Annotated in this window: 21 protein-coding genes and 1 tRNA gene; 13 read left to right on the top strand and 9 right to left on the bottom strand. The window is 63.4% G+C overall.

Annotated features, from left to right (window positions below):
• Window positions 1–44 precede the first annotated feature (44 nt).
• The 5 genes from NKJ64_RS06485 to tkt form a co-directional block, all read right to left on the bottom strand.
• Window positions 45–1,070, bottom strand: a complete 1,026-nt coding sequence (locus NKJ64_RS06485) for a class I fructose-bisphosphate aldolase (RefSeq protein ID WP_023708586.1) — start codon at window positions 1,068–1,070, stop codon at window positions 45–47.
• A 120-nt stretch (window positions 1,071–1,190) separates the two neighbouring features.
• Window positions 1,191–2,393 (bottom strand): phosphoglycerate kinase, encoded by a 1,203-nt coding sequence (locus NKJ64_RS06480; protein ID WP_352462188.1) that lies wholly within the window; start codon window positions 2,391–2,393, stop codon window positions 1,191–1,193.
• A gap of 145 nt (window positions 2,394–2,538) precedes the next feature.
• Entirely contained in the window at window positions 2,539–4,425 is a 1,887-nt protein-coding gene (locus NKJ64_RS06475; RefSeq protein ID WP_352462187.1) for a potassium/proton antiporter, read from the bottom strand.
• A 205-nt stretch (window positions 4,426–4,630) separates the two neighbouring features.
• Window positions 4,631–5,641 carry a type I glyceraldehyde-3-phosphate dehydrogenase gene (gene gap / locus NKJ64_RS06470; protein WP_023683984.1) on the bottom strand — a complete coding sequence of 337 codons (1,011 nt, stop codon included), beginning with the start codon at window positions 5,639–5,641 and terminating at the stop codon, window positions 4,631–4,633.
• A 154-nt stretch (window positions 5,642–5,795) separates the two neighbouring features.
• Window positions 5,796–7,787 carry a transketolase gene (gene tkt / locus NKJ64_RS06465; RefSeq protein ID WP_023670129.1) on the bottom strand — a complete coding sequence of 664 codons (1,992 nt, stop codon included), beginning with the start codon at window positions 7,785–7,787 and terminating at the stop codon, window positions 5,796–5,798.
• 273 nt (window positions 7,788–8,060) lie between these two features.
• Between tkt and NKJ64_RS06460 the strand changes: the two genes are divergently transcribed.
• The 4 genes from NKJ64_RS06460 to NKJ64_RS06445 all read left to right on the top strand — a co-directional run bounded on the left by NKJ64_RS06460 (window position 8,061) and on the right by NKJ64_RS06445 (window position 10,579).
• On the top strand, window positions 8,061–8,333 hold the full coding sequence (locus tag NKJ64_RS06460) for a DUF4164 domain-containing protein (RefSeq protein WP_023670128.1): 273 nt from the start codon (window positions 8,061–8,063) through the stop codon (window positions 8,331–8,333).
• Between the two features lie 12 nt (window positions 8,334–8,345).
• A complete protein-coding gene (locus NKJ64_RS06455; RefSeq protein ID WP_023670127.1) occupies window positions 8,346–8,711 on the top strand; it encodes a cell division protein ZapA in 366 nt (121 codons plus the stop codon).
• Window positions 8,712–8,901: 190 nt separating this feature from the next.
• Window positions 8,902–9,561 (top strand): peroxiredoxin, encoded by a 660-nt coding sequence (locus NKJ64_RS06450; RefSeq protein WP_023670126.1) that lies wholly within the window; start codon window positions 8,902–8,904, stop codon window positions 9,559–9,561.
• Between the two features lie 145 nt (window positions 9,562–9,706).
• Window positions 9,707–10,579 (top strand): MBL fold metallo-hydrolase, encoded by an 873-nt coding sequence (locus NKJ64_RS06445; protein WP_352462186.1) that lies wholly within the window; start codon window positions 9,707–9,709, stop codon window positions 10,577–10,579.
• Between the two features lie 293 nt (window positions 10,580–10,872).
• Here the strand turns inward: NKJ64_RS06445 and rpoH are convergent, their stop codons facing one another.
• A complete protein-coding gene (rpoH, locus tag NKJ64_RS06440) occupies window positions 10,873–11,784 on the bottom strand; it encodes an RNA polymerase sigma factor RpoH (RefSeq protein ID WP_023670124.1) in 912 nt (303 codons plus the stop codon).
• Window positions 11,785–12,028: 244 nt separating this feature from the next.
• Window positions 12,029–13,087, bottom strand: coding sequence for an RluA family pseudouridine synthase (locus NKJ64_RS06435; RefSeq protein WP_023828377.1), 1,059 nt, complete (start codon window positions 13,085–13,087; stop codon window positions 12,029–12,031).
• Between the two features lie 25 nt (window positions 13,088–13,112).
• Here NKJ64_RS06435 and NKJ64_RS06430 point away from each other — a divergent pair, with 25 nt between their 5' ends.
• From NKJ64_RS06430 to NKJ64_RS06405, 6 genes are all read left to right on the top strand, one after another.
• Window positions 13,113–13,493 (top strand): hypothetical protein, encoded by a 381-nt coding sequence (locus tag NKJ64_RS06430; RefSeq protein WP_023748342.1) that lies wholly within the window; start codon window positions 13,113–13,115, stop codon window positions 13,491–13,493.
• A 13-nt stretch (window positions 13,494–13,506) separates the two neighbouring features.
• On the top strand, window positions 13,507–13,914 hold the full coding sequence (locus NKJ64_RS06425) for a VOC family protein (RefSeq protein WP_023818426.1): 408 nt from the start codon (window positions 13,507–13,509) through the stop codon (window positions 13,912–13,914).
• A gap of 92 nt (window positions 13,915–14,006) precedes the next feature.
• Window positions 14,007–14,081: transfer RNA gene (locus NKJ64_RS06420), tRNA-Glu, on the top strand.
• A gap of 590 nt (window positions 14,082–14,671) precedes the next feature.
• Entirely contained in the window at window positions 14,672–15,253 is a 582-nt protein-coding gene (locus NKJ64_RS06415; RefSeq protein WP_023683976.1) for a VOC family protein, read from the top strand.
• Window positions 15,254–15,278: 25 nt separating this feature from the next.
• Complete coding sequence (locus tag NKJ64_RS06410; RefSeq protein ID WP_352462184.1) at window positions 15,279–16,163, top strand: glutathione S-transferase family protein; 885 nt, start codon at window positions 15,279–15,281, stop codon at window positions 16,161–16,163.
• Window positions 16,164–16,350: 187 nt separating this feature from the next.
• The gene (locus NKJ64_RS06405; protein ID WP_488505387.1) at window positions 16,351–16,752 is read left to right on the top strand and encodes a UCP034077 family protein; all 402 of its coding nucleotides are present in this window, start codon (window positions 16,351–16,353) and stop codon (window positions 16,750–16,752) included.
• A 135-nt stretch (window positions 16,753–16,887) separates the two neighbouring features.
• Here the strand turns inward: NKJ64_RS06405 and NKJ64_RS06400 are convergent, their stop codons facing one another.
• Window positions 16,888–17,103: a hypothetical protein gene (locus NKJ64_RS06400; RefSeq protein WP_023690098.1), complete on the bottom strand. Its 216-nt coding sequence runs from the start codon at window positions 17,101–17,103 to the stop codon at window positions 16,888–16,890.
• Window positions 17,104–17,400: 297 nt separating this feature from the next.
• Between NKJ64_RS06400 and NKJ64_RS06395 the strand changes: the two genes are divergently transcribed.
• A complete protein-coding gene (locus tag NKJ64_RS06395; protein ID WP_352462183.1) occupies window positions 17,401–17,916 on the top strand; it encodes a DUF2865 domain-containing protein in 516 nt (171 codons plus the stop codon).
• Between the two features lie 118 nt (window positions 17,917–18,034).
• Here the strand turns inward: NKJ64_RS06395 and NKJ64_RS06390 are convergent, their stop codons facing one another.
• The gene (locus tag NKJ64_RS06390; protein ID WP_023670115.1) at window positions 18,035–18,391 is read right to left on the bottom strand and encodes a hypothetical protein; all 357 of its coding nucleotides are present in this window, start codon (window positions 18,389–18,391) and stop codon (window positions 18,035–18,037) included.
• A 242-nt stretch (window positions 18,392–18,633) separates the two neighbouring features.
• On the opposite strand from NKJ64_RS06390, the gene NKJ64_RS06385 reads away from it, so the two are divergent.
• Window positions 18,634–23,142 carry a PAS domain-containing hybrid sensor histidine kinase/response regulator gene (locus tag NKJ64_RS06385; protein WP_352462181.1) on the top strand — a complete coding sequence of 1,503 codons (4,509 nt, stop codon included), beginning with the start codon at window positions 18,634–18,636 and terminating at the stop codon, window positions 23,140–23,142.
• Between the two features lie 496 nt (window positions 23,143–23,638).
• Window positions 23,639–24,667, top strand: a complete 1,029-nt coding sequence (locus tag NKJ64_RS06380) for a substrate-binding domain-containing protein (RefSeq protein WP_023670113.1) — start codon at window positions 23,639–23,641, stop codon at window positions 24,665–24,667.

Below are 24,667 nucleotides of genomic sequence, written 5' to 3'. Positions count from 1 at the left end.
CCGGGCGCATCGGCCCGGGTTGTATGACAACGGGAGAACTGCGCTCAGGCGGCCTGTTCGAGGCTCGCCGTCCATTGTCCCAGCGCCGCCAGATGGTTCATGTGGGCACGATGGGTGAAGGCGGCCTGGCCGGCGGCGACGTTCGATGCCTTGCCGCTCCAGGCCTTTTGCGGGGCGGCCTGCAAGGCGCGGCCATAGGAGAAGGTCAGCTTCCACGGATGCGGGCCGATGGCGTTGATGGCGTTGAGGTTGGCGGTAGCCTCCTCGTCCGACTGCCCGCCCGAAAGGAAGGCGATGCCCGGCACCGCTGCCGGTACGGTTTCGCGGAACAGTTTTATGGTCTTTTCCGCGACCTCTTCGGGGCTGCTCACCTTGCCCGACTTCCTGCCGGCCAGCACCATGTTCGGCTTCAGGATGGTGCCTCCCAGCAAAACGCGCGCCGCATGCAGCTCGTCATAGAGCTTGATCAGCGTTGCCTTCGAGATGTCGTAGCAGGTGTCGATGTCGTGCGCGCCGTCCATCAGCACTTCCGGCTCGACGATCGGCACGATGCCGGCCTCCTGGCACAGTGCGGCATAGCGGGCCAGCGCATGGGCGTTGGAGGCAATCGAATTGACCGAGGGCACGCCCTTGCCGGTGTCGATGTCGATCACCGCGCGCCATTTGGCGAAGCGGGCGCCGAGCTTGTAATAATCTGCGAGCCGCTCGCGCAAGCCGTCGAGGCCTTCGGTAACGGTATCGCCGGGAAAGCCGGCGAGTGGCTTGGCGCCGGCATCGACCTTGATGCCGGGGATGGCGCCCGCCGCCTTGATGATGTCGACCAGAGGCGTGCCGTCGGCAGCCTTCTGACGGATGGTCTCGTCGTAGAGAATGACGCCGGAGATGTACTTCGTCATCGCGTCCTTGGCGCGGAACATCATCTCGCGGTAGTCGCGGCGGCTGTCGGCCGTCGATTCGACGCCGATAACGTCGAAGCGCTTCTTGATGGTGCCGGAGCTCTCATCGGCGGCCAGCAGGCCCTTGCCGCCGGCCACCATCGCGGCGGCAATGTCTTCGAGACGTTCGCTCATTTTTCTTCTCCTAAGGGGGTACGTTCCGCGCGTAACGGAAGTCTACCGCCAAAGGAATGGGATCGGAAAGCTCGAATCGATTGAAAGTTCCTGGCGTCCGTTTTTGCGCCCCCGATCCGGTCAGGCTTGTTTCTTCAGCACGTCGACGCCGGGCAGCGGCTTGCCTTCCATCCATTCGAGGAAAGCGCCGCCGGCGGTCGAGACATAGGTGAAGTCGTCGGCGACGCCGGCATGGTTGAGGGCGGCCACCGTATCGCCGCCACCGGCGACCGAGACCAGCTTGCCGGCCCTGGTGCGGGCCGCCGCGTGCCTGGCCGCCGCCACCGTGGCGTGGTCGAAAGGCTCGATCTCGAAGGCGCCGAGCGGGCCGTTCCAGACCAGCGTCGCGGCGCGGTCGATCCATTCACCGATCGTCTTCACGGTCTTTTCGCCGAGATCGAGGATCATGCCGTCAGCCGGGACATCCGAAATGGCAACGGTCTCGCTGGCCGCACCCGCCTTGAATTCCTTGGCGACGACACCGTCGACAGGCAGGATGATGGCGCAGCCTGCCTCGGCGGCCTCGATCATGATCTGCTTGGCGGTCGCGGCAAGGTCATGCTCGCACAGCGACTTGCCGACAGCGGTGCCACGCGCGGCGAGAAAAGTGTTGGCCATGCCGCCGCCGATGACCAGCGCGTCGACCTTCTTCACCAGGTTCATCAACAGGTCGATCTTGGTCGACACCTTGGCGCCACCGACAATGGCGACGACAGGGCGGACCGGATTGCCGAGCCCCTTCTCCAGCGCCTCGAGCTCGGCCTGCATGGTGCGGCCGGCATAGGACGGCAACAGCCGCGCCAGGCCTTCGGTCGAGGAGTGCGCCCGGTGGGCGGCGGAAAAGGCGTCGTTGACGAAGATATCGCCATTGGCGGCGAGCCGCTCTGTAAAGGCCGGGTCGTTCTTCTCCTCGGTCTTGTGGAAGCGGGTGTTTTCCAGCAGCAGCACATCGCCCTTGTTCATGGCGGCGACCGCACTGCCCGCCGTGTCGCCGACGCAGTCGCCGGCAAAGCCGACGGGGCGGCCAAGCACCTCCGCGGCAGCCTTGGCGATCGGCTCCAGCGAGAATTCGGGCGAGGGACCATCCTTCGGGCGGCCGAAATGCGCGAGCAGGATGACCTTGGCGCCCTTGCCGGACAGCTCGGCGATGGTCGGCGCGATGCGTTCGATGCGGGTGGCGTCGGTGACCTTGCCGTCGGCGACGGGCACGTTGAGGTCGACGCGCACCAGCACGCGCTTGCCGCTGATATTGCCGATATCGTCGAGTGTCTTGAAGGCGGCCATGCGGGTTCCTTTCCGTGGAAAATCGCCGGGACCATACCTCGCATCGATGACGATGCAAGGCTTGAGCCGGGGTGCGAGCTAAATTTTGAGATCAAGGCGAAGGCTGTCGTGATGATGCGGGACGTCAGCGTGAACCGATCGCTTGTCAGCCTTCTGTCGTTATCTTTTCCGCCGTCGGCTCAAGGGCCTTCTCATTGGCTGTCGCCTCTGCAGTCTGCGTCTCGGTCGGCTTGCGCCAGTTGCGGATGAAGGCGGAGACACGATCGCCGATCTCGCCGGCGCTCAGGAACACCGGAACCCGCGCCACCGGCGCGGTCGGCTCGAAGGAGAGGCCGAGACCGGTGATCTTGCCCTTGTCGTCGACGTCGCGGACGATCAATTCGATCGGGCCGATCAGCACCCGGTCGGCATATTCGGCATGGCCGCCAAGCCTTGCCGTCACCAGCGCGCCGACGGTGAGCTTCTGCTCGGCTTCGCTCAATCCCGGTGTGTATGCGGCCTCGAGCTCTGCGGCCGAGCGGGCGGGATCGACGGCGAAGGCGCCGAAGAAGTCGGCATCCTCGCGGTCGACTACGGCGCGGCTGGCAAACAGCTTGTCAAGCAGGCGCGGATAGCGGTCGGGCACGAAGATATAAACCTGGTCGCCGGCCGCGAGCCGGCCCATGTCCTGGAAACGCATCGAGCGGCCGTCGCGCAGCACCAACGAGGGCCGTGCCCAGCGCGGGATACGCTCGCCGCGCGCCACCGGGCTGCCGGGCGCCACGCGGTAGGCGAGCAGTTCGTGATGGGCGGAGCCCGGCAGTTCGAGTTCGACCTTGTCGAGCGGCCCGAGCCTCGCCGGCACGATCAGGCCGAGCCGGCGCGCCAGCGGACCGACCGACCAGCCCTGCACCACCAGCGATACCAGCACGATGATGAAGGCGACGTTGAAGATGGTGCGGCCGTTCTCCAGTCCGCCGAGCAGCGGGGTGATGGCAAGCAGGATGGACACGGCGCCGCGCAGGCCGACCCAGGAGACGAAGGCGATCTCGGGACGCGGCAGGCGGAACGGGATCAGGCAGAGCCAGACGGCGACAGGGCGCGCGACAAACATCAGGAATAGGCCGAGCAGCACCGCCGGCACCATGATCGCCGGAAACTGCGAGGGTGTCGCGAACAGGCCGAGGATCAGGAACATGATGATCTGTGCCAGCCACGACATGCCGTCCTGGAAGCGCTTCAGGATGGTGACGGCGCGGATGTCGGAGTTGCCGGCAATGAGCCCGGCGAGATAGACCGCCAGGAAGCCAGAGCCGCCAATGGCGCCGGCCGCGGCGAACACCATCAGTGACAGGGTCAGCACGAAGATCGGCAGCAAGCCATGGTCAAGGTTGAGCCGGTCGACGAGGCGCACGATGCCGAGCCCGCCAAGCACGCCGACGACGGCGCCGAGCCCCATATTGAGCAGGAAGCCGAGGATCAGGTCGGTGACCAGCACATGGGTCTCGGGATTGGCGTGGGCGGCGATGATCTCGACCAGCGTGATGGTCAGGAAGATGGCGATCGGGTCGTTGGTGCCGGATTCGACTTCCAGTGTCGCGCGCACGCGTTCGCGCAGATTGATCTCGCCGGCGCGTAGCAGGAAGAAGACGGCCGCCGCATCGGTCGAGGCGACCGCGGCGCCGAGCAGGAAGGATTCCAGCCAGCTGAGGTCGAGCAGGTAATAGGCGGCGGCGCCGAACAGGCCAGTGGTCAGGATTACGCCGAAGGTCGCCAGCGACACCGCCGGTCCGGCCGCCTGGCGCAGCGCGTTGAGCGGCGTGCCGAAACCGGAATCGAACAGGATGACCGCCAGCGCCAGCGAGCCGGCAAAATATGCCACGCGCGCATTGTCGAATTCGATGCCGAGACCATCGACGCCGCTGGCGAGGCCGATGCAGAGGAAGAGCAGCAGCAAAGGGGCGCCGAAGCGGAAGGCGATCAGGCTCGAGAACGCTGCGGCGACGACTAGCGCTGTGCCGACCAGCGTGACGAGATAGATCGCATGCTCCATCCGTGATTTGCCCCTCGAATTCCTCTTTCTACCGATTCACGGGAGAGTGGGGCGAAGGCATGGCCGGTGCAAGGCGCAAGGATGGCTTTTTGCCTGATGCCGCTGATTTTCCGGCGTTTGGCGGCTTGGCGCGCCTTGCCCGCCGCCCTGACGAAAAACGCCCGGACAAGCCGGGCGTTCGAAGCTGCGAGACGATGCCTTCAGGTCAGGCGATGGTCTTGCCAAAGGCGACCGAGGTGTCGGCCATGCGGTTAGAGAAGCCCCACTCATTGTCGTACCAGGACAGCACCGAAACGAAGTTGCCGTCCATGACCTTGGTCTGGTCGAGCGCCAGGATCGACGAGCGCGGATCGTGGTTGAAGTCGATCGACACATTCGGGTGATGGGTGACGCCGAGAATGCCCTTCAACTTGCCGTTGGAGGCGGCGATCACCGCTTCGTTGATCTCCTGCACGGTGGTGGCGCGCTTGGCGATGAACTTGAAGTCGACAACCGAGACGTTGGGGGTCGGCACGCGGATCGAGATGCCGTCGAGCTTGCCCTTGAGGTCGGGCAGCACCAGGCCGATCGCCTTGGCCGCACCGGTCGAGGTCGGGATCTGCGACAGGGCAGCCGCGCGGCCGCGGTAGAGATCCTTGTGCATGGTGTCCAGCGTCGGCTGGTCGCCGGTGTAGGAGTGGATCGTCGTCATCATGCCCTTTTCGATGCCGACGGTCTCGTGCAGCACTGCGGCCAGCGGCGCCAGGCAGTTGGTGGTGCAGGACGCATTCGAGATGACGATGTGGTCCTTGGTCAGCTTGTCGTGGTTGATGCCGTAGACGACGGTGAGGTCAGCACCTTCGGCAGGCGCGGAGACCACGACGCGCTTGGCGCCGGCGGTCAAATGCGCGGCAGCCTTGTCGCGGGCGGTGAAGATGCCGGTGCATTCGAGCGCGATGTCGATGCCGAGTTCCTTCCACGGCAGTTGCGCCGGGTCCTTGATCGCGGTGACCTTGAAGGTCTCCTTGCCGACGGTGATCTGGTCGCCCGAGACCGACACTTCGTGCGGGAAGCGGCCGTGCACGCTGTCATAGCGCAGCAGATGCGCGTTGGTCTCAACCGGGCCGAGGTCGTTGACGGCGACCACGTCGATATCCTTGCGGCCGGATTCATGGATGGCGCGCAGGATGTTGCGGCCGATGCGGCCAAATCCGTTGATGGCAACTCTGACGGTCATTTTACTCTCCCTGGGAGCTGGAGGCGGCAGATGGGTCCGCAGCTTCATAGCGGCGGATGGCACAAGAATCCAGCCGCAGAAGGCCGAATTTAAATCGATTAGGTAGTCCAGCCCCGCGAATCCGCCTTGGAGGTGCGCGGGACTGACCCTGATCTTACTTGCCGTGCAGGCGGGCTTCCGCAGCCTTGGCCGCGGCTTCGGCGGTGATGCCGAAATGCGGGTAGAGCTGCTCGATGGTGCCGGAAGCGCCGAAGCCGGTCATGCCGATGAAGATGCCGTCGGAGCCGATCAGGTGATCCCAGCCCTGGCGGATGCCGGCCTCGATCGCCATCTTGATCGGCGCGTTGCCGATCGTCTCCTTGCGGTAGGCGTCGCTCTGCTGGTCGAACAGTTCGAAGCAAGGCACCGAGACGACGCGGGTCGGGTGCCCATGCTTTTCAAGCAAATCACGGGCGCCGAGCGCGATCTCGACCTCGGAGCCGGTGGCGAAGATCGTCACCGCCGCTTCGCCGCTCGCCGCGGCCAGTTCATAGGCGCCCTGGCTGCTGAGGTTCCTGGCCGAGTGCTCGGTGCGCACCGTCGGCAGGTTCTGACGGGTCAGCGCCAGGGTGGACGGGGTCTTTTCCGATTCAATGGCGATCTGCCAGCATTCGGCGGTTTCCACCGCGTCGGCCGGGCGGAAGACATTGTGGTTGGGGATGGCGCGGAGCGCCGCCAGGTGCTCGACCGGCTGGTGGGTCGGGCCGTCTTCGCCCAAACCGATCGAATCATGGGTCATGACGAAGATCGAGCGGATGCCCATCAGCGACGCCAGCCGCATCGACGGACGGGCATAGTCGGAGAAGCACATGAAGGTGCCACCATAGGCGATGAGGCCGCCATGCAGCGTCAGGCCGTTGAGGGCGGCCGCCATGCCATGCTCGCGGATGCCGTAGTGGACATAGCGCTGGCCGTAATCGTCCGGCGTGATGTTCTTGGTCTGGCTGGTCTTGGTGTTGTTGGAGCCGGTGAGGTCGGCAGAGCCGCCGATGGTTTCCGGCACCGCGCCATTGATGACTTCCAGCGCCATTTCCGACGATTTGCGGGTGGCGACCTTCGGCTTGTCGGCCGACAGCTTCTTCTTGTAGTCGGCAATGACGGCATCGAAATTCGACGGCAGCTTGCCGGCAAGGCGGCGCTCGAACTCGGCCTTCAACTCAGGCTTGGCCTTGGCCAGGCGGCCTTCCCAGTCGGTGCGCGGCTTGACGCCGGCCTTGCCGGCGGTGCGCCAGGCGTCGAGAATGTCGGCCGGAATTTCGAAGGGCGGCGAGTCCCAGTTGAAGAATTTCCGCGCGCCTGCGATCTCGTCGGCGCCGAGCGGCGAACCGTGCGCCTTGTTGGTGCCGGCCTTGGTCGGGGCGCCGAAGCCGATGGTCGTCTTGCAGGCAATCATCGTCGGCTTGTCGGAATGGCGGGCGGCTTCGATGGCGTAGGCGATTGCCTCGGGGTCGGTGCCGTCAATGTGGCTGGCGTTCCAGCCCGAGGCCTGGAAGCGGGCGACCTGGTCGGTGTTGTCTGCAAGCGAAACCGGACCGTCGATCGAGATGTTGTTGTTGTCCCAGAAGACAATCAGCTTGTTGAGCTTGAGGTGCCCGGCCAGCGCGATGGCTTCCTGCGAAACCCCTTCCATCAGGCAGCCGTCGCCGGCCAGGACATAGGTGTAGTGGTCGACGAGGTCATTGCCGAAGGCGGCGTTCATGATGCGCTCGCCGAGCGCGAAGCCGACCGAATTGGCGAGACCCTGGCCGAGCGGGCCGGTCGTCGTCTCGATGCCGGTGGCATGGCCGTATTCGGGATGGCCGGCAGTCTTGGAACCCAGCTGGCGGAAATGCTTGATCTGGTCGAGGGTCATGTCCTCGTAACCGGTCAGATGCAGCAGCGAGTAGAGCAGCATAGAACCGTGGCCGGCCGACAGGATGAAGCGGTCTCGGTCCGGCCAATGGGGGTTCTTCGGATCATATTTCAGAAAGCGGGTGAACAGCACTGTGGCGATGTCGGCGCAGCCCATGGGCAGGCCGGGATGGCCGGACTGGGACTTCTCGACGGCGTCCATGGAGAGAAAACGGATCGCATTGGCCATCCGGTCATGTTGTTCACGCGACGTCATGGTACCTCCGGGGTGGGGATTTGTGGGCTTGGCAGAGCCCAGGAAAGAGTGCGCGACACATAGCAGCCACGGGCTTTTAGTCAACAAATCGGCTGCACATTTGCCGGTCTTGTGATGGCTTTGAGACCTTATGGGGCGACCTACATTAGCGTTAGCGGGGGACAGTCGCGAGAGCTTTGTTGACGTTGCCTTCACCCGGTGCCTAATGTTTCCTTGTTAACGCGTTCTGAACGCGAAGCGATTCGGTGATGGGCAGGGCACAGGACGAAGGCCATGACCGGCGAAACCACACTCAAGGAAGTCATCCACAGGCTGGGCAAGGCCATCGAGGGGCTGGAAAACGCCGTCGCGGCCAAGCTCGAGCACGAGCGCGACTATTCCGAAGCCGAGGCTGAGGTGCAGCGCATGAACGCCGACCGTTCACGGCTGGCGCAGGAACTCGACAATTCCGAAGCCCGCGCCGAACGGCTGGAAGATGCCAACAAGGAAGTGTCGCGCCGCTTGGTGACCGCCATGGAAACCATCCGCGCGGTGCTGGACAGGTAGGAGCTGCAGGCCATGGCACAGGTCACGGTTTCCATCGACGGCAAGCAGTATCGCATGGCTTGCGACGAGGGTCAGGAAGAGCACCTGATCGACCTCGCCGAGCGGTTCGACCGTTATGTCTCGCATCTGAAGGATTCGTTCGGCGAGATCGGCGACCAGCGGCTGACGGTGATGGCCGGCATCATGGTGATGGACGAGCTTTCGGAGCTGCAGAAGCGGGTCAAGGGCATGGAGACCGAAGTGCAGACGCTGCGCAAGACGCGCGACGAAGCGCTGACCAAGGCCGACAAGAACGACACTGTGCTGACCAGCGCGCTCGGCGCGCTCGCCCAGCGCATGGAAGACCTGGCCACGTCGCTGGCGGTCAACAAGGCCTGAGCCTTTCCCGCACAAACGAAAGATTGTCGGCCCAACGTCGGTCCGTAGAACGAAAGTGCTCGTTCCGTCGCCAATAATAGTTTTCTATTGTCCTGCAGCCGCGATTTTTGCGCTAAGATGCGGGAATGCCGGAGCGTTGACGCCGTCCACGGCCGCTCCTGACGAAATCTGTTGCTGGGGAAATAATGCCATGAGCCTTCGTATCAACGACATCGCGCCTGACTTCACCGCCGAGACCACGCAAGGGCCGATCAAGTTTCATGACTGGATCGGCGACGGCTGGGCGATCCTGTTCAGCCATCCGAAGAATTTCACCCCGGTCTGCACCACCGAGCTGGGCACGATGGCGGGGCTCGAAGGCGAGTTCAAGAAGCGCAACGTCAAGGTCATCGGCATTTCCGTCGATCCCGTTGCGAGCCACGACAAGTGGCAGGCCGACATCAAGACGGCGACCGGCCAGACGGTGAACTACCCGCTGATTGGCGACAAGGACCTCAAGGTGGCCAAGCTTTATGACATGCTGCCGGCGGGCGCCGGCGAGACGTCGGAAGGCCGCACGCCGGCCGACAACGCCACGGTGCGCTCGGTCTATGTCATCGGGCCGGACAAGAAGATCAAGCTGGTGCTGACTTACCCAATGACGACGGGCCGCAACTTCGACGAGATCCTGCGCGCGGTCGATTCCATGCAGCTGACGGCCAAGCACCAGGTGGCGACGCCGGCCAACTGGAAGCAGGGCGAGGATGTGATCATCACCGCCGCGGTTTCGAACGAAGATGCGGTCAAGCGTTTTGGCGCTTTCGAGACGATCCTGCCCTATCTCAGGAAGACCAAGCAGCCGTCAGCCTAGGTTTTCTCCGTCGGAGCTATTTGGGGCTTCAGTCCTATTTGTGGCAAGGCGTGCTTGACCGGCGCGCTTTGCCAGATGACCATGCTCTTGTTCAACCCGACGGAGAAAACGGTTCCTGTCGGGCAAGGGGCAGGGGGGCCGGACATTGGACATCGCTTCGGCCAAACCTGAGGTCGCCGGCTTCTACGACAAGCCGACCGGCGCCATCCAGTATGTCGTCACCGACCCGGTGACGAGACGCTGCGCCGTCATCGACCCGATCCTCGATCTTGACGAAAAATCCGGCGCGACGGCGACGAAGAATGCCGACGCCTTGCTGGATTTTATCCGCGAAAACGGGCTGGAGCTCGAGTGGATCCTGGACACCCATCCGCATGCCGATCATTTCTCGGCGGCGCACTATCTCCGGGAAAAGACCGGCGCGCCGACGGCGATCGGCGACAGGATCATCGAAGTCCAGGCGCTGTGGAAGGCGATCTACAACTGGCCGGATTTCCCCGCAGACGGCTCGCAGTGGGACCGGCTGTTTGGGGAAGGCGAAACGTTCATGATCGGCAACCTGCCGGTCAAGGTGCTGTTCTCGCCCGGCCACACGCTCGCCTCGATCACCTATGTCATTGGCGACGCAGCCTTCGTCCACGACACGCTGTTCATGCCCGACAGCGGCTCGGCAAGGACGGACTTTCCCGGCGGCAGTGCCGCGCGGCTGTGGCATTCGATTGAGGGCATTCTGGCGCTGCCGGACGATACGCGGGTGTTCGTCGGCCACGACTATCAGGCCGGCGGGCGCGAGCCGTGCTGGGAGAGCACGGTCGCCGAGCAGAGGGCAAAGAATATCCACCTCGTTGCGGCGCGCAGCGAAGCCGAGTTCGTCGACTTGCGCGAAGCGCGCGACAAGACACTGCCGATGCCGCGGCTGATCCTGCATGCGCTGCAGGTCAACATGAATGGTGGACGGCTGCCGGAACCGGAGGCCAATGGGAGGCGGTATCTGAAGTTTCCGCTTGATGGGCTTTGAGAGGGCAGTGGCGAAGCTGCCGATCTCCCCCCTTGCGGGGGAGATGCCCGGCAGGGCAGAGGGGGGTGCTGTCCCGCTGACCTTTGGCTGTGTGCTCGAACAATTCCAGGTTGGGGATAGTTAAAATCGCAAGCTGCGATCCGTCACGCCCCCCTCTGTCCTGCCGGACATCTCCCCCTCAAGGGGGGAGATCAGCTGTTGTCCGACTTTCGCTAACCGCCGACGGACGACAAAACAAAAAAGGCGGCGCCGGTTTCCCGACGCCGCCTTCTGTTCCTTAACCGAACCCAGCCTTAGGCCGCCGGCTGCGCCTCGATCGTGCGCAGCGCCTGCATCTGGCGCTTGGCGGCGGCCTTGACCGCGTCCTGCACCTTCTCGAAGGCGCGCACCTCGATCTGGCGCACGCGCTCGCGGCTGATGTCGAACTCGGACGACAGTTCTTCCAGCGTCAGCGGCTCCTCGGCGAGGCGGCGGGCCTCGAAGATGCGCCGCTCACGATCGTTGAGCACGGCCAGAGCGCCCGACAGCATGCCGCGGCGGTTTTCCAGCTCGTCCTGCTCGATCAGCATGTCTTCCTGGCTTTCGTGGTCATCGACCAGCCAGTCCTGCCATTCGCCGGATTCACCTTCGCTGGCGCGGATCGGCGCGTTCAGCGACGCGTCGCCGGACAGGCGGCGGTTCATCGACACGACTTCGGCTTCCGACACGTTCAGCCTGGTGGCGATCTCGGTGATCTGGTCGGGCTTGAGGTCGCCATCGTCCAGCGCCTGGATCTTGCCCTTCACCTTGCGCAGGTTGAAGAACAGGCGCTTCTGATTGGCGGTCGTGCCCATCTTGACCAGGCTCCACGAGCGCAGGATGTACTCCTGGATCGAGGCCTTGATCCACCACATGGCGTAGGTCGCGAGGCGGAAGCCACGCTCGGGTTCGAATTTCTTGACGGCCTGCATCAGGCCGACATTGCCTTCCGAGATCACTTCGCCGATCGGCAGGCCGTAGCCGCGATAGCCCATGGCGATCTTAGCGACGAGCCGAAGATGGCTGGTGACGAGCTTGTGCGCAGCGCTGGTGTCTTCATGCTCGGCGTAGCGCTTGGCGAGCATGTACTCTTCCTGCGGCTGAAGCATCGGAAAGCGGCGGATTTCTTCCAGGTAGCGGCTGAGGCCGCCTTCGCCGGAAACAATACTGGGTAGTGACTGGGCCATGATTGCGCCCCCTCTCTATTGGAGTGATGCCCCCGAAACGCGGCGGGCATGTGACGCGAGCACCAAAAGGCTCGCCCGCGGCAACTGATTTATATAGGAACAAAACCAGAAAAGACAGGCATTTGTTCAACACGAAACAGTGTGTCACGCTGAAGTGAACAATGCCGCTCAGGTTTTAGCTGGCTTGTTTAGACGCAATTCCGGACGGAAAACCGTTTCACACTTTTCCTGGAATTGCTCGGGTTCAGAGTTTGCGGAAGCCGCCGACGAGTTCCTCCATGTCCTCCGGTATCGGCGCCTCGAACCTCATCGGTAAATGGGTAGCCGGGTGCCGAAATGCAAGAAGCCAGGCATGCAAAGCTTGCCTGGAAAATGCCTTGACCTGACCCTTCAGCAGTTCGGGCAGCCGGTTGGCCTTGGTGCGGAAGGCCTGGCCGTAATCGGGGTCGCCGATGACGGGATGGCCGATATGGGCCATGTGGACGCGGATCTGGTGGGTGCGGCCGGTTTCCAGCCGGCATTCGACCAGGCTGGCGGTGGCGAACGCCTGCTGGCCCTCGCCGAAACGCTCCTTGACGGTGAAATGGGTCACGGCGTGGCGGGCATCGTCACGGCCTTCCGGCACGACGGCGCGGCGCACGCGGTCGGCGGCACGGCCAAGCGGCGCGTCGACCGTTCCGGTCGGCCGCGACGGGATTCCCCAGACCAGCGCCAAATAGGCACGTTCGAGGTCGCCGGTGCGGCCGTGGTCGGCAAAGGCCTCCGACAGCGCCTTGTGGGCGCGGTCGGTCTTGGCCACCACCATGACGCCGCTGGTTTCCTTGTCCAGCCGATGGACGATGCCCGGCCGCCTGACGCCGCCAATGCCTGAAAGACTGTCGCCGCAGTGGTGGATCAGGGCATTGACCAGCGTGCCGGTCCAGTTGCCGGCGCCGGGATGGACGACGAGGCCGGCCGGCTTGTTGATGACGATCAGCTCTTCGTCCTCATAAAGCACGTCGAGCGCGATGGGCTCGCCTTGCGGTTCGGCCGGTTCGGGCTCGGGCATGACGACCGATACGCGCTCGCCGGCACTCATTTTGCGCTTGGTCTCGTCGACCGGCTTGCCGTCGATCGAAACGGCACCTTGCCGGATCAGCATCTGCACCCGGCTGCGCGACATGTCAGGCCCGAGGGCGCTCGCCAGCCATTGGTCGAGGCGCTGGCCGGCCGCTTCCGCGCCGGCTTCGAGCACGGTCGGCGCCGCCTCTATGAATTGTCCAGCCTCTATCAATTCAGGGGTCTCTTCGTTATGAGCGCTCATCGAAAAAGTTCCGGAAAGTTCTGCCATGGCCCGGCCCGTTGCCGATGAAGAAGAAAAGCCGCTCGATCCCGAGATCGAAAAGGTGCGCGGCAGGCTCATCCGCTTCATGGCCATCAATCTCGGCCTGCTTTTGCTGGCCCTTATGGTGGTGATCGCGGCCATTGTCTACAAATCGCGCAAAGCGCCGCCCGCGAACCCGCCGCTCGCCAACGACATTCCAATTCCGCCCGGCGAGCCGCTCGCGGCCGACATAGTGCTCCCGGTCGGAGCCAAGGTGATCAGCCAGGCTCTGTCGGGCAATCGAATTTCAATCGACGCCGAGCTCAGCGACGGCAGCCGCACCATCTTCGTCTACGACATCGCCGAGCGCCGTATCATCGGCCGCTTCGCCATCCGCAACAAATGAGCGGGCCGAAACAATGACCGGGTTTGCCGACCATCGCCGCATAGCAACCGTTACGCTCGTCGTCGCCGATTATGACGAGGCGATTGCCTGGTATGTCGGCAAGCTTGGCTTTGCGCTCTGCGACAACATCGATCTCGGTGACGGCAAGCACTGGGTGACGGTGACGCCGTCGGCCGGGCAAGGCCCCCGGCTGCTTTTGGCGGAAGCGTTGGACGATGTGCAGAAAAGCCGCGTCGGCGACCAGACCGGCGGCCGCGTGGTTTTGTTTCTCGAAACCGACGATTTTGCCAGGGACCATGCGACGATGCTGGAAAACGGCGTCGATTTCCATGAAACGCCACGCCATGAGCCGTACGGCACCGTGGCGGTTTTCGCCGATCTCTACGGCAATCTGTGGGACCTGATCGAGCCGAAACGCTAAGTCCGCAAACCGAGATTGCACAGAAGCGGTCCGGCCGTTCGAAGCCCAGTTGCTTTTTCCAAACCGTCAGCCTATATCGCCGGTTCTTGAACGCGCCCATCGTCTAGCGGTCAGGACACCGCCCTCTCACGGCGGGAACAGGGGTTCGATTCCCCTTGGGCGTACCAAGCAACGACTTTCCTTCCGCATCATCGAAAATTTCGGGCAGCAGCCGCGCGGATCGCGTGTGACCGCGAGGGTCGGCGCATCAGCGAAATTCGGCAAGTCCGCGCACCCGAATACACCCAATTTAAGTCAGGCCGCGACGCTTGAAAGCGTAGCGATCTCTGTTACTTGCGGTGCGGGGATAGCATCTGCGGCAACGCGGATTTGGTTTGGCATAGCAGGCATGAATTCGGCAAAAATGATATGCCCGTGCTGTCACGGCAGCGGGCAGGTTTTCGATTGCTTGAAATGGCGTGAGTCGAAAGGGCATTGCTGCCCGCAAGGCACGCACCGGGCCGGCTGTCCCGGGCAGACGATGGCATGCGCCGAATGCGCGGGCCTGGGAACGCTGGCGGAAGCCGATCTCAGAGCCGTTGCATAGCCTCAGGTCATGCAACTCAAACCCCTTTCACCATCCAGCGCCGGCAGTCTCCGCGAGCTTCTGGCGCGGCGCTGCCAATTGCACTAGCATCATGTACGAAGCCTCGCCAAAGGGCGTTGCGGCGCGCAAGACGCCGGGGAACATAGGCGAGGGTCGGCGAGGAGGAGACCGATGCAGAAACTGCAGTCGCAGGGCGTCCATCACATCACCCTCGTCGGCGCCGGGCGCCAGACTTCGATCGATTTCTGGGAGGGCGTGCTCGGCATGCCGTTCATCTTCGAGCAGCCCAACCTCGACAAGCCAAGCGAAAGTCATCTCTATTTCGATCCCGGCGACGGCAGGTTGATCACCGTCTTCACCGACGAGAGCCGCACGCCGGTCAAGCGGCGCACGCCCACCGAACCGGGCTGCGTCCATCATATTGCGTTCTCGGTGTCGCGCGTCACTTTCCTGCAGGCGGTCGCCCGGCTCGACGAACGCGCCATCAAGCACAGCGGCGTCAAGGATCGCGGCTTCATGGATTCGATCTATTTCGAGGATCCGCTCGGCCTCTTGATCGAACTCGCCTCCTATCGCTTCGATCCGCCGGCAGGTTTCACCCATGCCGACGTGCTGATGCAGGCGCACAAGCTGCGCGTTGCGCGCGGCGACTACAACATCGCCGAAGTGCACCTTGCCGACGCGATCCAGACGCTGGTCGAGTGGTCGCGCGCGACCTTGTCGGACGACCGGACGCCGAAGAATCCATACTGACGGCCAGCAAAAGGGGAGGACCATAATGGCAAAGACAGTGATCAAGAGCGCCGGGAAATCAACGGCCAAGCCTGCGGCGAAAGCGGCTGCGAAGCCGGCCGCAAAGGCGGCCGTAAAGGCCGCGCCGAAGGCAGCCGCAAAGCCGGCCGCGAAAGCCGCGACAAAGCCGGCTGCCAAGAAATCCGCGCCGAAGGTCAAGGCGGCGAAAAAACCGGCGCTGAAGCTCTCGATGCTGAAGCCGAGCGTCAACAACATGACCGTCCGGGTGTTTGCCCGTGCGGCCGGGTTCGACGCCGCCGAGACCGACGCCTGGGGCCACACGCGCTCGCCCGAATATATGGCGCGCAATCCGGCGCATCTGACGCCGATGATCGAGGACAAGGGGCTGCCGCGCGGCGTGCTGTGGGAGAGCTGTGCCATCATGCAGTATCTCGCCAACAAGCACGGGCTGGAGAAATTCTATCCCAAGGCGCCGGCCAAGCGGGCGATGGTCGACAGCGCCATGTTCTACCTGATCGGCACGCTCTACCCGTATGTGGCGCGCGCCACCTATCCGGCGCTGGGTTTCCCGCACTATGCCGGCGAGGTCGGCCATAGCGACGCTCATCCGGAGAAGAAGTCCGAGGCGCAGAAGGCCGCCATGGCGGCGATTGCCGAGCCGCTGGAGGTGTTTCACTCCTTCTTCAGGGACGGCAAGCCGTTCATCGGCGGCAAGCACCCGTCGATCGCCGACATACGCCTGGCATCGACGCTGGAGTTCCTGGCCGTCATCGACTATGCGCTGCCCAAATGGGCCATGGAGTATGTCGCTGCGATGGAGAAGAAACTCGGCCAGGCCTATGCCGAGCCGGCCGGCGACGTGCGCGGCTACATCGCCTATGTGAAGTCGCAGGCCAACGCGCAACGCTAAGGATTCATTAACCAAAACGCTGTCTATTGAAGGCACCGCGCGACCACGGATGTACTGGCGCAAGGGTGAAGGGAAAGGTCGGCGCAATGCCGGCCTTTTGCTTTTCGCCGATGCGCCATCAGGCGCGTCTCATGCCGTAAAGTCTGGCATCAGGCATATTGCCATCGTCTGCTTCGACCCTACCATCATGGTCGGCGGACGACACACGAGGAGCTTTGCGACGAAGGGCGTAGCGAGAGTGTTTGCGATTGCCGGTGTTGTGTTGGTCGGAGGCTACCCGTGCAATGCCGCGCCGCTCGACACGATGGCGGAGGTCGGCGATGCCATCCAGGCGTGCTGGACGCCGCCGGCGGGTGTTGGAAATGCCAGCGTCACCTTGAGCTTCAGCTTCAAGCGCGACGGCACGCTGATCGGTCCGCCGCGGCCGACGGCGATCAAGGTCGATGGCGATGCCGATACCAGGAAGCCGTTCGTCGACGCCGCAACCACTGCCCTGCAAAAGTGCCTCCCGTTGAGCTTCTCGCCGACGCTGGCGCAAGGCGTCGCGGGCAATGTCTTCACCGTGCAATTCGCTTCGCCCAAGCAGTAGGCGAGCGGGCGAGCGTTTCACCGTTTTCACAGAAACGGCGACCCCCTCTCTCGTTGTCTTGACGCAATTCCCAGGGGAAAGCGCTACGCGCTTTTCCCGGAAAAACGACTCACACTTTTCCTGAAGTTGCTCTGATCAGTTGTGCGGGCGTCTGATATCGACATGCCGCTGCAGTTCCGGCGTCTCGAAGACGTAGTCGGCCCAGGCGGATTCCGGAATCTGTCCGGCCAGATAGCATTCCAGCAACAGGCTCTGTTCGGGATCGAGCGCTCTCGGCGCCCGCTCATGGTCCAGCCCCAGCGAGTGGAACAGGTTCCTGGTCAGGCCAGAGACAGTGAAGTGAATAGACATCTTCGTCTCCTTTGCCCCACACAACGCGAGACACCGGAGAAAGGTTTCATCCGCAAGGGCCGATAACGCGGGATCGATGGTTGCGGGCGGCCTGGCTCGCCCGAGCTTGGCTTCGTCTCATCTTGAAACAAAAGTGTAATAGCGAATTTACAGGAACCGGCATAATACACTCGGGTGCAACGCCAGATCGCCGGCGCCGCGATTTCGCGCCGGGATACGTCCGGACTGCAGGCCAGGCTCGTCGCGCTCGGCTGCAGGCCCGCCGCCGGGCAACAAAGACAGCGTCCGGCTGGTGCCATGATCGGCAGCAATTCGATGCTGTTTTGCGTTCGTCTCTCCGACGGCTATTTCTTCCCGGCGCCGAAATCGCAGTTCGTGCAAGGCGGCGATGTCAAGGAGATGGTCGATCAGTGCCGCTACATCTGCGACGATGCCGGCGTCGACCTGTACATGCTCAGTGACCCAAGCCTTGAAACCGAAGAGATGGTCGCGCTCGATACGCGCACATCCTACAAGGACCTGCCGACGGCCTTCAAATATCGCGATGATGCGAACTTCAGGGCCTGCGACCTCAAGCGCTATCACCGGCGCGTTGCCGAACTGAGAGCGCGCACGGTGACGCCAGCCAATATGGCCAACGCGATCATTCCTTTGCCGTCAGCGAAGCCGGATCTTGGCACCGTGGCGCAACTTCTCCAGCCTGGCGCAGACGCTGCAGAGGCCAGGGGCGCCGCCCAGCGACAATCGGTCGAGCCATTGGCCGGCTCGCGGCCGGTCAGGGTGGTCGGGCCGGCTTTCTTCCCGGCGGAGTAACCTGCGCCTAGAGCGTTTCACCGTTTCACCGAAACGGCGAACCGCTCTATGTCTTTGTTTTACGCAATTCCGGACGGAAAACCGTTTCACACTTTTCCTGGAATTGCACTAGTACCAGCTATTCGCAAACCATCCTGTAGCGTTTGCCGGGTTCGCTGACATTCTTGCAGGTGAGCGGATTGGCCGGTTCGGAAGCCATGCTGGGAGGGCTGGACCTGACGTGCCGCCTTGGCGCAGCTATTTGTGTCGTGTGCCTGCGTGCCGCGGGCCGGTAGGGCTCCTGCGGCGGCGGCGTCGGAAACACACCGGCTGCCGCCTGCATCCGGCTGGCCTCAGTCTGCGACGGATCGCGATCCCAGACCCGCCTGATATCGAGCGGCTTCGGGATCACCACCGTGCCGTCATAGCTGCGTGCGCAGCCGCTGCCCGCAAGCAGCGCCATGCACAGGAAACAAGGCACGATCCAACCGGTCATCAGCAACACCCCCGCCGACTTATAGCCCGGCCGGGGTTCCGCCGACAACCGGCGGAATACCGCAGGGCAATGTGGCTCTGGCCGCAGTCTGGATTGGTTATGGTTAGCGGATCATTAATGCTTCTCGGGCACATTCCGCCGGCGAACCGCTGAGGGGGTTCGGCCTTGGCTTTCGGGGTGGGAACGGGATGGCTGACGGGACTGTTGGAACACGCGGCGGACGCGGTTCCCGAAAAGGGGTGGTGAACGGCGAGGATACGTCCGTCGGGGGTTCGCCCGAAGCGCTGCGCGAACTGGTCGGGGCCGGCGCCGACTGGGTCTGGGAGACCGACGCCGAGCTGCGCTTTTCCTGGCTTTCGGAGAACTACCAGGCCGCCACCGGCATCGATCCCGCCAGCATTCTTGGCCGTTTCCGCTTCGATTTCCTCAAGCAGATGGTGCACGGCAATAAGCACGCCGCCGGGCATCTGGAGGACCTGCAGGCGCATCGGCCGTTTCGCGACTTTGTTTACGAGTTGAAGGGCGGCCGTCCCGGCTGCCGCTGGGTTTCGATCACCGGTTCCCCGCGGTTCGACGGCGAAGGCGAATTCATCGGCTATCGCGGCATCGGCCGCAACGTCACGGCACTGGCCGGTGCGCTGGACGAACTGCGGCAGGACGAGAGCGATCCGCCGGCCGGCGAGGCTACGCAGCACCTCGCCGATCTCGAGCGGACGATGGATGCCATGCATATGGGCGTCGTGGTGCTTGACGCGAAGTTCGACACGCTCATCGTCAACAAGGCCTATCGCGAGCTCTCCAGGATTCCCGACGGCGCCGTCACGGTCGGCGCGCCGTTCAGCCTGTTGATGGAACTCAACCGCCGCAACGGCATCTACGGCGATCTCGATGAACAGCAGTGGCAGCACTACCTAGCCACCCGCATCGAGGAGATCAGCGCCGGCTCGGTTGCGCCACGCGAATTTCTCCATGCCAATGGCAGGACGATGATGTTCTCCGTGACGGCGTTGTCCGGCGGCAAGCGGCTGTTGACCTACTACGACGTCTCCGAGCTCAAGCGTCGCGACGCCGAGATCGAGAGTGCCAACGCCAAAATTACGGAGACCTTCGCCAATCTTCGCACGATGGTCGACCAGATGCCGATCGGCGTGCTCGTCCTCGATGCGGAGATGCGCGCGGAGGTGATCAACCGCGCCTTCTATGATTTCTGGGAAATCGATCCCCGACGCGCCGGCATCGGCTGCGGCTTCCGCGAACTGATGCAGGCCAGCCGCGATATGGACCCTTACGGTGCTGACGATGCCGAGTGGCAGGGCCACATCGCCGAGCGCGAAGCAGAAATCTCGGCCGGCCTGGTGGGCTCCAGGCAATTGCCACGCAATGACGGCCGTACGCTGATTGCATCGCTGGCGCCGCTCGCCGGCGGCAAAAGGCTGATCTCCTATGTCGACGTCACCAACATGAAAGATCGCGAGGCTGAACTCGCCCTAGCGCTGGAGAAATCGCGGCTGGCCGAGGCGGTGATCAACGGCGTCAAGGACCCGATCTTCGTCAAGGACGACAATCTGCGTTTCGTCTTCGTCAATGAGGCGTTTTCGGCACTGTTCGGACAGAGCCCGCAAGCGATGCTGGGCAGGCCCGGCGGCGACTTCCTCAAGCAAAAGGACGCCGCGCAATTCGAAGACAGCGAACGCGCCGTGCTGGCGACCGGCACGCCCTACGAGGTCGAGGAGACTTTCGACGCCGAGGGCGCCAGCCGCTCGCGCATCGTGCGCAAGAACCGCGTCGGCATGCCCAGCGGCCGCAACTATGTCGCCGGTTTCCTGTTCGACATCTCCGACATGAAGCGCCGCGAGACCGAAGCCGAGGACGCCCGCAAGAACCTCACCACGGTGCTGGAGTCGCTGCCGGCGGCCGTCATCATCTATGACCGCGACGACAAGTTCGTCTTTGCAAACCGCAAGCTGCAGGACACGCTGCCGGAGCTGAAACCGGCATGGCAGCCTGGCCGCAGCTTCCGCGCGGCCCTGGAACTCGGACATTCGGTCGGCTATTTCCGATCGAGCGGCGATCCAGAAATCGACAGGCTCTATGAAGGCGACCCCGATGTCTGGCTCAATGCCATCCTCGCCCGCTATCACCTGCCCAACTCGTCCTATGAGCGCCTCAATGCGGACGGCCGCTGGTATCAGGTCTACGATATGCGCACCGAGGACGGCACCTTTATCGGCGTGCGCGTCGACATCTCGGAGATCAAGAGCCGCGAAAAGGCGCTGCAGGAAAGCATGCGCCAGATCGACCTGTTCCGTCACGTCATGGACGAACTGCCGGTCGCCGCCTTCATCAAGGCGCAGGATCTGAGCATGGAATTCGTCAACAAAGCCTGGTGCGCGCTGACCGGCATCCCCAAGGAGGAGGTCATCGGCCGGACCGATCTCCAGCTTTTCGGCATCGACGACGCCGAAACCTACACCCATGACGACACCGAGGTCGTCGTCACCGGCCGCGGCCGCGAGATCGAGGAGCCCGTTACCCATCGCGACGGCACGGTGCGGCAATTGATGACGCGCAAGAGCCGGCTGGTGGCGCTCGATGGGTCGGTGCACCTGGTCGGCTCCAGCACCGACATCACCGACGTCAAGGCGCGCGAGCAGGCGTTGGAAGAGAGCATGCGCGAGAACGAGGTGTTCCGCAATCTCATCGACAACGTGCCGGTGTCGATCTACGCCAAGCGCTCCGACCTCAGGCAGTTCTACGTCAACAAGGGCTGGTGCGACCTCACCGGCCTCCGCAGGGAAGACGCGATCGGCAAGACGGACATCGAGATTTTCGGCGAGGACGGCGAAGCCTTCGTCAACAGCGATCTCGCCGTGCTGCGCACAGGCGATACACAGGAGATCGAGGAAACGGTGACGCTTGCCGACGGCAGCGTGCGCCACCAGTTCGCCCGCAAGGGCGCGATGATCGCGTCCGACGGTTCGCTCTATCTGATTGGGTCGACCACCGACATCACCGAACTGAAGCTGCGCGAGGCCGAACTGCGCGAGGCGCGCCAGCGCGCCGTACTGGCCGACCGCGCCAAGTCGGAATTCCTGGCCAATATGAGCCACGAGATCCGCACGCCGATGAACGGCGTACTCGGCATGGCCGAGTTGCTGGCCAAATCCGACCTCGATCCCAAGCAGAAGACGTTCACCGATATCATCGTCAAGTCGGGTAACGCGCTCTTGACCATCATCAACGACATACTGGACTTCTCCAAGATCGATGCCGGACAGCTGGTGCTCGACCCTGCGCCCTTCAACCTGCCCGAAGCGATCGAGGATGTGGCGACGCTGATATCGACGCGCGCCAAGGAGAAGGACCTCGAGCTCATCGTGCGCGTCGAGCCGGGCCTGGAAAGCCTGTTCGTCGGCGATGTCGGTCGCGTCAGGCAGATCGTCACCAATCTGGTCGGCAACGCGGTGAAGTTTACCGACGAAGGCCACGTGCTGGTCGACGTGACCGGACAAAGGGGGCCGACGGGGACAAAGCTTACCGTTTCGGTCACCGACACCGGCATCGGCATTCCGCAGCAGAAATTAAAGCTCGTCTTCGAAAAATTCAGTCAGGCCGACACCTCGTCGACCAGACGCCACGAAGGCACAGGGCTCGGGCTCGCCATCACCTCGCGGCTGGTCGAGTTGATGGGCGGCGAGATCGGTGTCGAGAGCGCCGAAGGCAAGGGCTCGACCTTCTGGTTCACCGTGACATTGCCCAGGGCCGAGGAACAGACCGGACGGCGGATCATGCCGGTCGACGTGACCGGCTCACGGGTGCTGATCGTCGACGACAATGCCGTCAACCGATCGATCCTGAGCGAGCAGATGGCGTCATGGACCTTCGATTCCTGCGCCGCCGAAAGCGGACCCGAAGGGCTCAAGGTGCTGGTCGCCGCGGCTGCCTACGGCGTGCCGGTCGACTGCGTCGTGCTCGATTATCAGATGCCGGGGATGAGCGGCGCCGAAATGGCGCGCGTCGTGCGCAACACCGCAGGGCTGGCCGACACGCCGATCATCATGCTGACCTCGGTCGACCAGTCGCTCGCCAACACCAGCTATCGCGATCTCGGCATCGACGCCCAGCTGATCAAGCCGGCGCGTTCCTCGGTGCTTCTGGAAACGCTGGTCGCCACCATCCAGCGGCACCATCACAATATCACGGACGGCCGTGTGCTGCCGGCGGCAAGCAGCGGTTCCGGCGGCGGCAGGAACGAACCGTCGCCGGCAAAGCCGCCGCTCGCTGCATCGGAACGCGCCTTGCTGCAACCGCCGCCGGTTCGTGCCCGCGCCCGGGCCGCCGGGGATGAACGCCGGCTCGACATTCTCGTTGCCGAGGACAATGAGGTGAACCAGATGGTGTTCACCCAGATAATCGGCGAAACCGGCTACAGTTTCGAAATCGTCGGCAACGGCCGCAAGGCGCTCGACGCCTTCGGCCGGCTTAATCCGCGCATGATCCTGATGGACGTCTCGATGCCGGAGATGAACGGGCTCGAGGCCACCGCCGCAATTCGCCGGCTGGAAGAACATACGGGTATGCATATCCCGATCGTCGGCGTCACCGCGCATGCCTTGAAGGGCGACCGTGAGCGCTGCCTGGAAGCCGGCATGGACGACTATCTGCCCAAGCCGATCAGCCCCAGGGCGCTGCTCGAAAAGGTCGAGCGCTGGGTCGGCATATCAGGCGAAGCCCAACGAGACGCTGGATAGCAACCTGCGGCGCCGCCGGGATTCGGCCGCGCCGCAACAGCCAAGGATATGGTGCGATCGCACCATATCAAAGCTGGCGCCCAGTCAGGACAATGGTCGCAACGAAACCGCTCATTCAGTTACGGGCGGGAGCAAGCGACCGCCGACAAGAAACAGCGTCGAATCTACCCCAACGGACCTGTTTTTGGCGATGGCTCGGCCAAGATTCGCTCTGGTCACGGGCAACGCGCTCCCGTCCGGTTTTTCTTTCTCGGCAACGCGGCCTGCGGTGTGCCGGGACTTGATGCCAGCACGAATTGCGCAAGCGTCTGATTCCAGCGGCAACTTCCATTCCCACAAACCGGCTTAAAGGGTGCAGCCCACAAGACGTCTGTGCGACGTTACCGGGCTGACACGAAACTGTCATGCGACTGTAATAATCGAAGGCTATTGGCCTCAGCGGGCGCCGGTTTGAAGAGGGCGCCAAGAGACCATCTTCCGAACAGGAGCAGGCCACATGAAGAAATTCCTCGTTACGGCATCGGCCGTGGCGGTAGCGTTCGCCGCATCGTCCGGTGTCGCCGCTGCGCGTGACCAGATCCAGGTCGCCGGTTCGTCGACCGTGCTGCCTTACGCCAAGATCGTCGCCGAGCAGTTCGGCGAAACCTTCACCAACTTCAAGACCCCGGTGGTCGAGTCCGGCGGCAGCGGCGCCGGCATCAAGGAGTTCTGCAAGGGCGTCGGCGAAGACACGATCGATATCGCCAACTCCTCGCGCCCGATCAAGAAGGACGAGCTGAAGTCCTGCGCCGACGCCGGCGTCAAGGACGTCCAGGAAGTCCGCATCGGCTATGACGGCATCGTCTTTGCCACCGACATCAAGGGTCCGGACTGGGCGCTGGTTCCCGCCGACATCTACAAGGCGCTCGCCGCCAAGCTGGTGGTCGACGGCAAGCTGGTCGACAACCCGAACACCAAGTGGAACCAGGTCAATCCGAAGCTGCCCGACTGGGATATCGCCGCCTATATCCCGGGTGAGAAGCACGGCACCCGTGAAGTGTTCGAGACCAAGCTGCTCGACGCCGGCTGCGACAAGGCCGCTTTGAAGGCTGCCGGCATCGCCGACGACAAGGAAATCGGCAAGACCTGCATCGCCATCCGCAAGGACGGCAAGGCTGTCGACATCGATGGCGACTACACCGAGACGCTGGCCCGCATCGACTCCAACAAGACCGGCGTTGGCGTGTTCGGCCTCGCCTTCTACGAGAACAATGCCGACAAGCTGAAGGTCGCTACCGTGGAAGGCATCGTGCCTTCGACGCAGACCATCGCCGATGGCACGTACCCCGTGTCGCGGCCGTTGTTCTTCTACGTCAAGAAGGCGCATCTGGGCGTCGTTCCCGGCCTCAAGGAATATGTCGAGTTCTTCCTTGATGACCAGATGATCGGCCCGGAAAGCCCGCTCGCCCAGTACGGCCTGGTTTCCGCTCCCGACGCCGAACGTCAGGGCCAGCGCGACGCCTTCGCCGCCGGAAAGACGATGTAA

Source organism: Mesorhizobium sp. M0062, from assembly GCF_040323125.1.
Taxonomy (GTDB): domain Bacteria; phylum Pseudomonadota; class Alphaproteobacteria; order Rhizobiales; family Rhizobiaceae; genus Mesorhizobium.
This window is presented reverse-complemented; position numbering and strand designations above follow the sequence as displayed.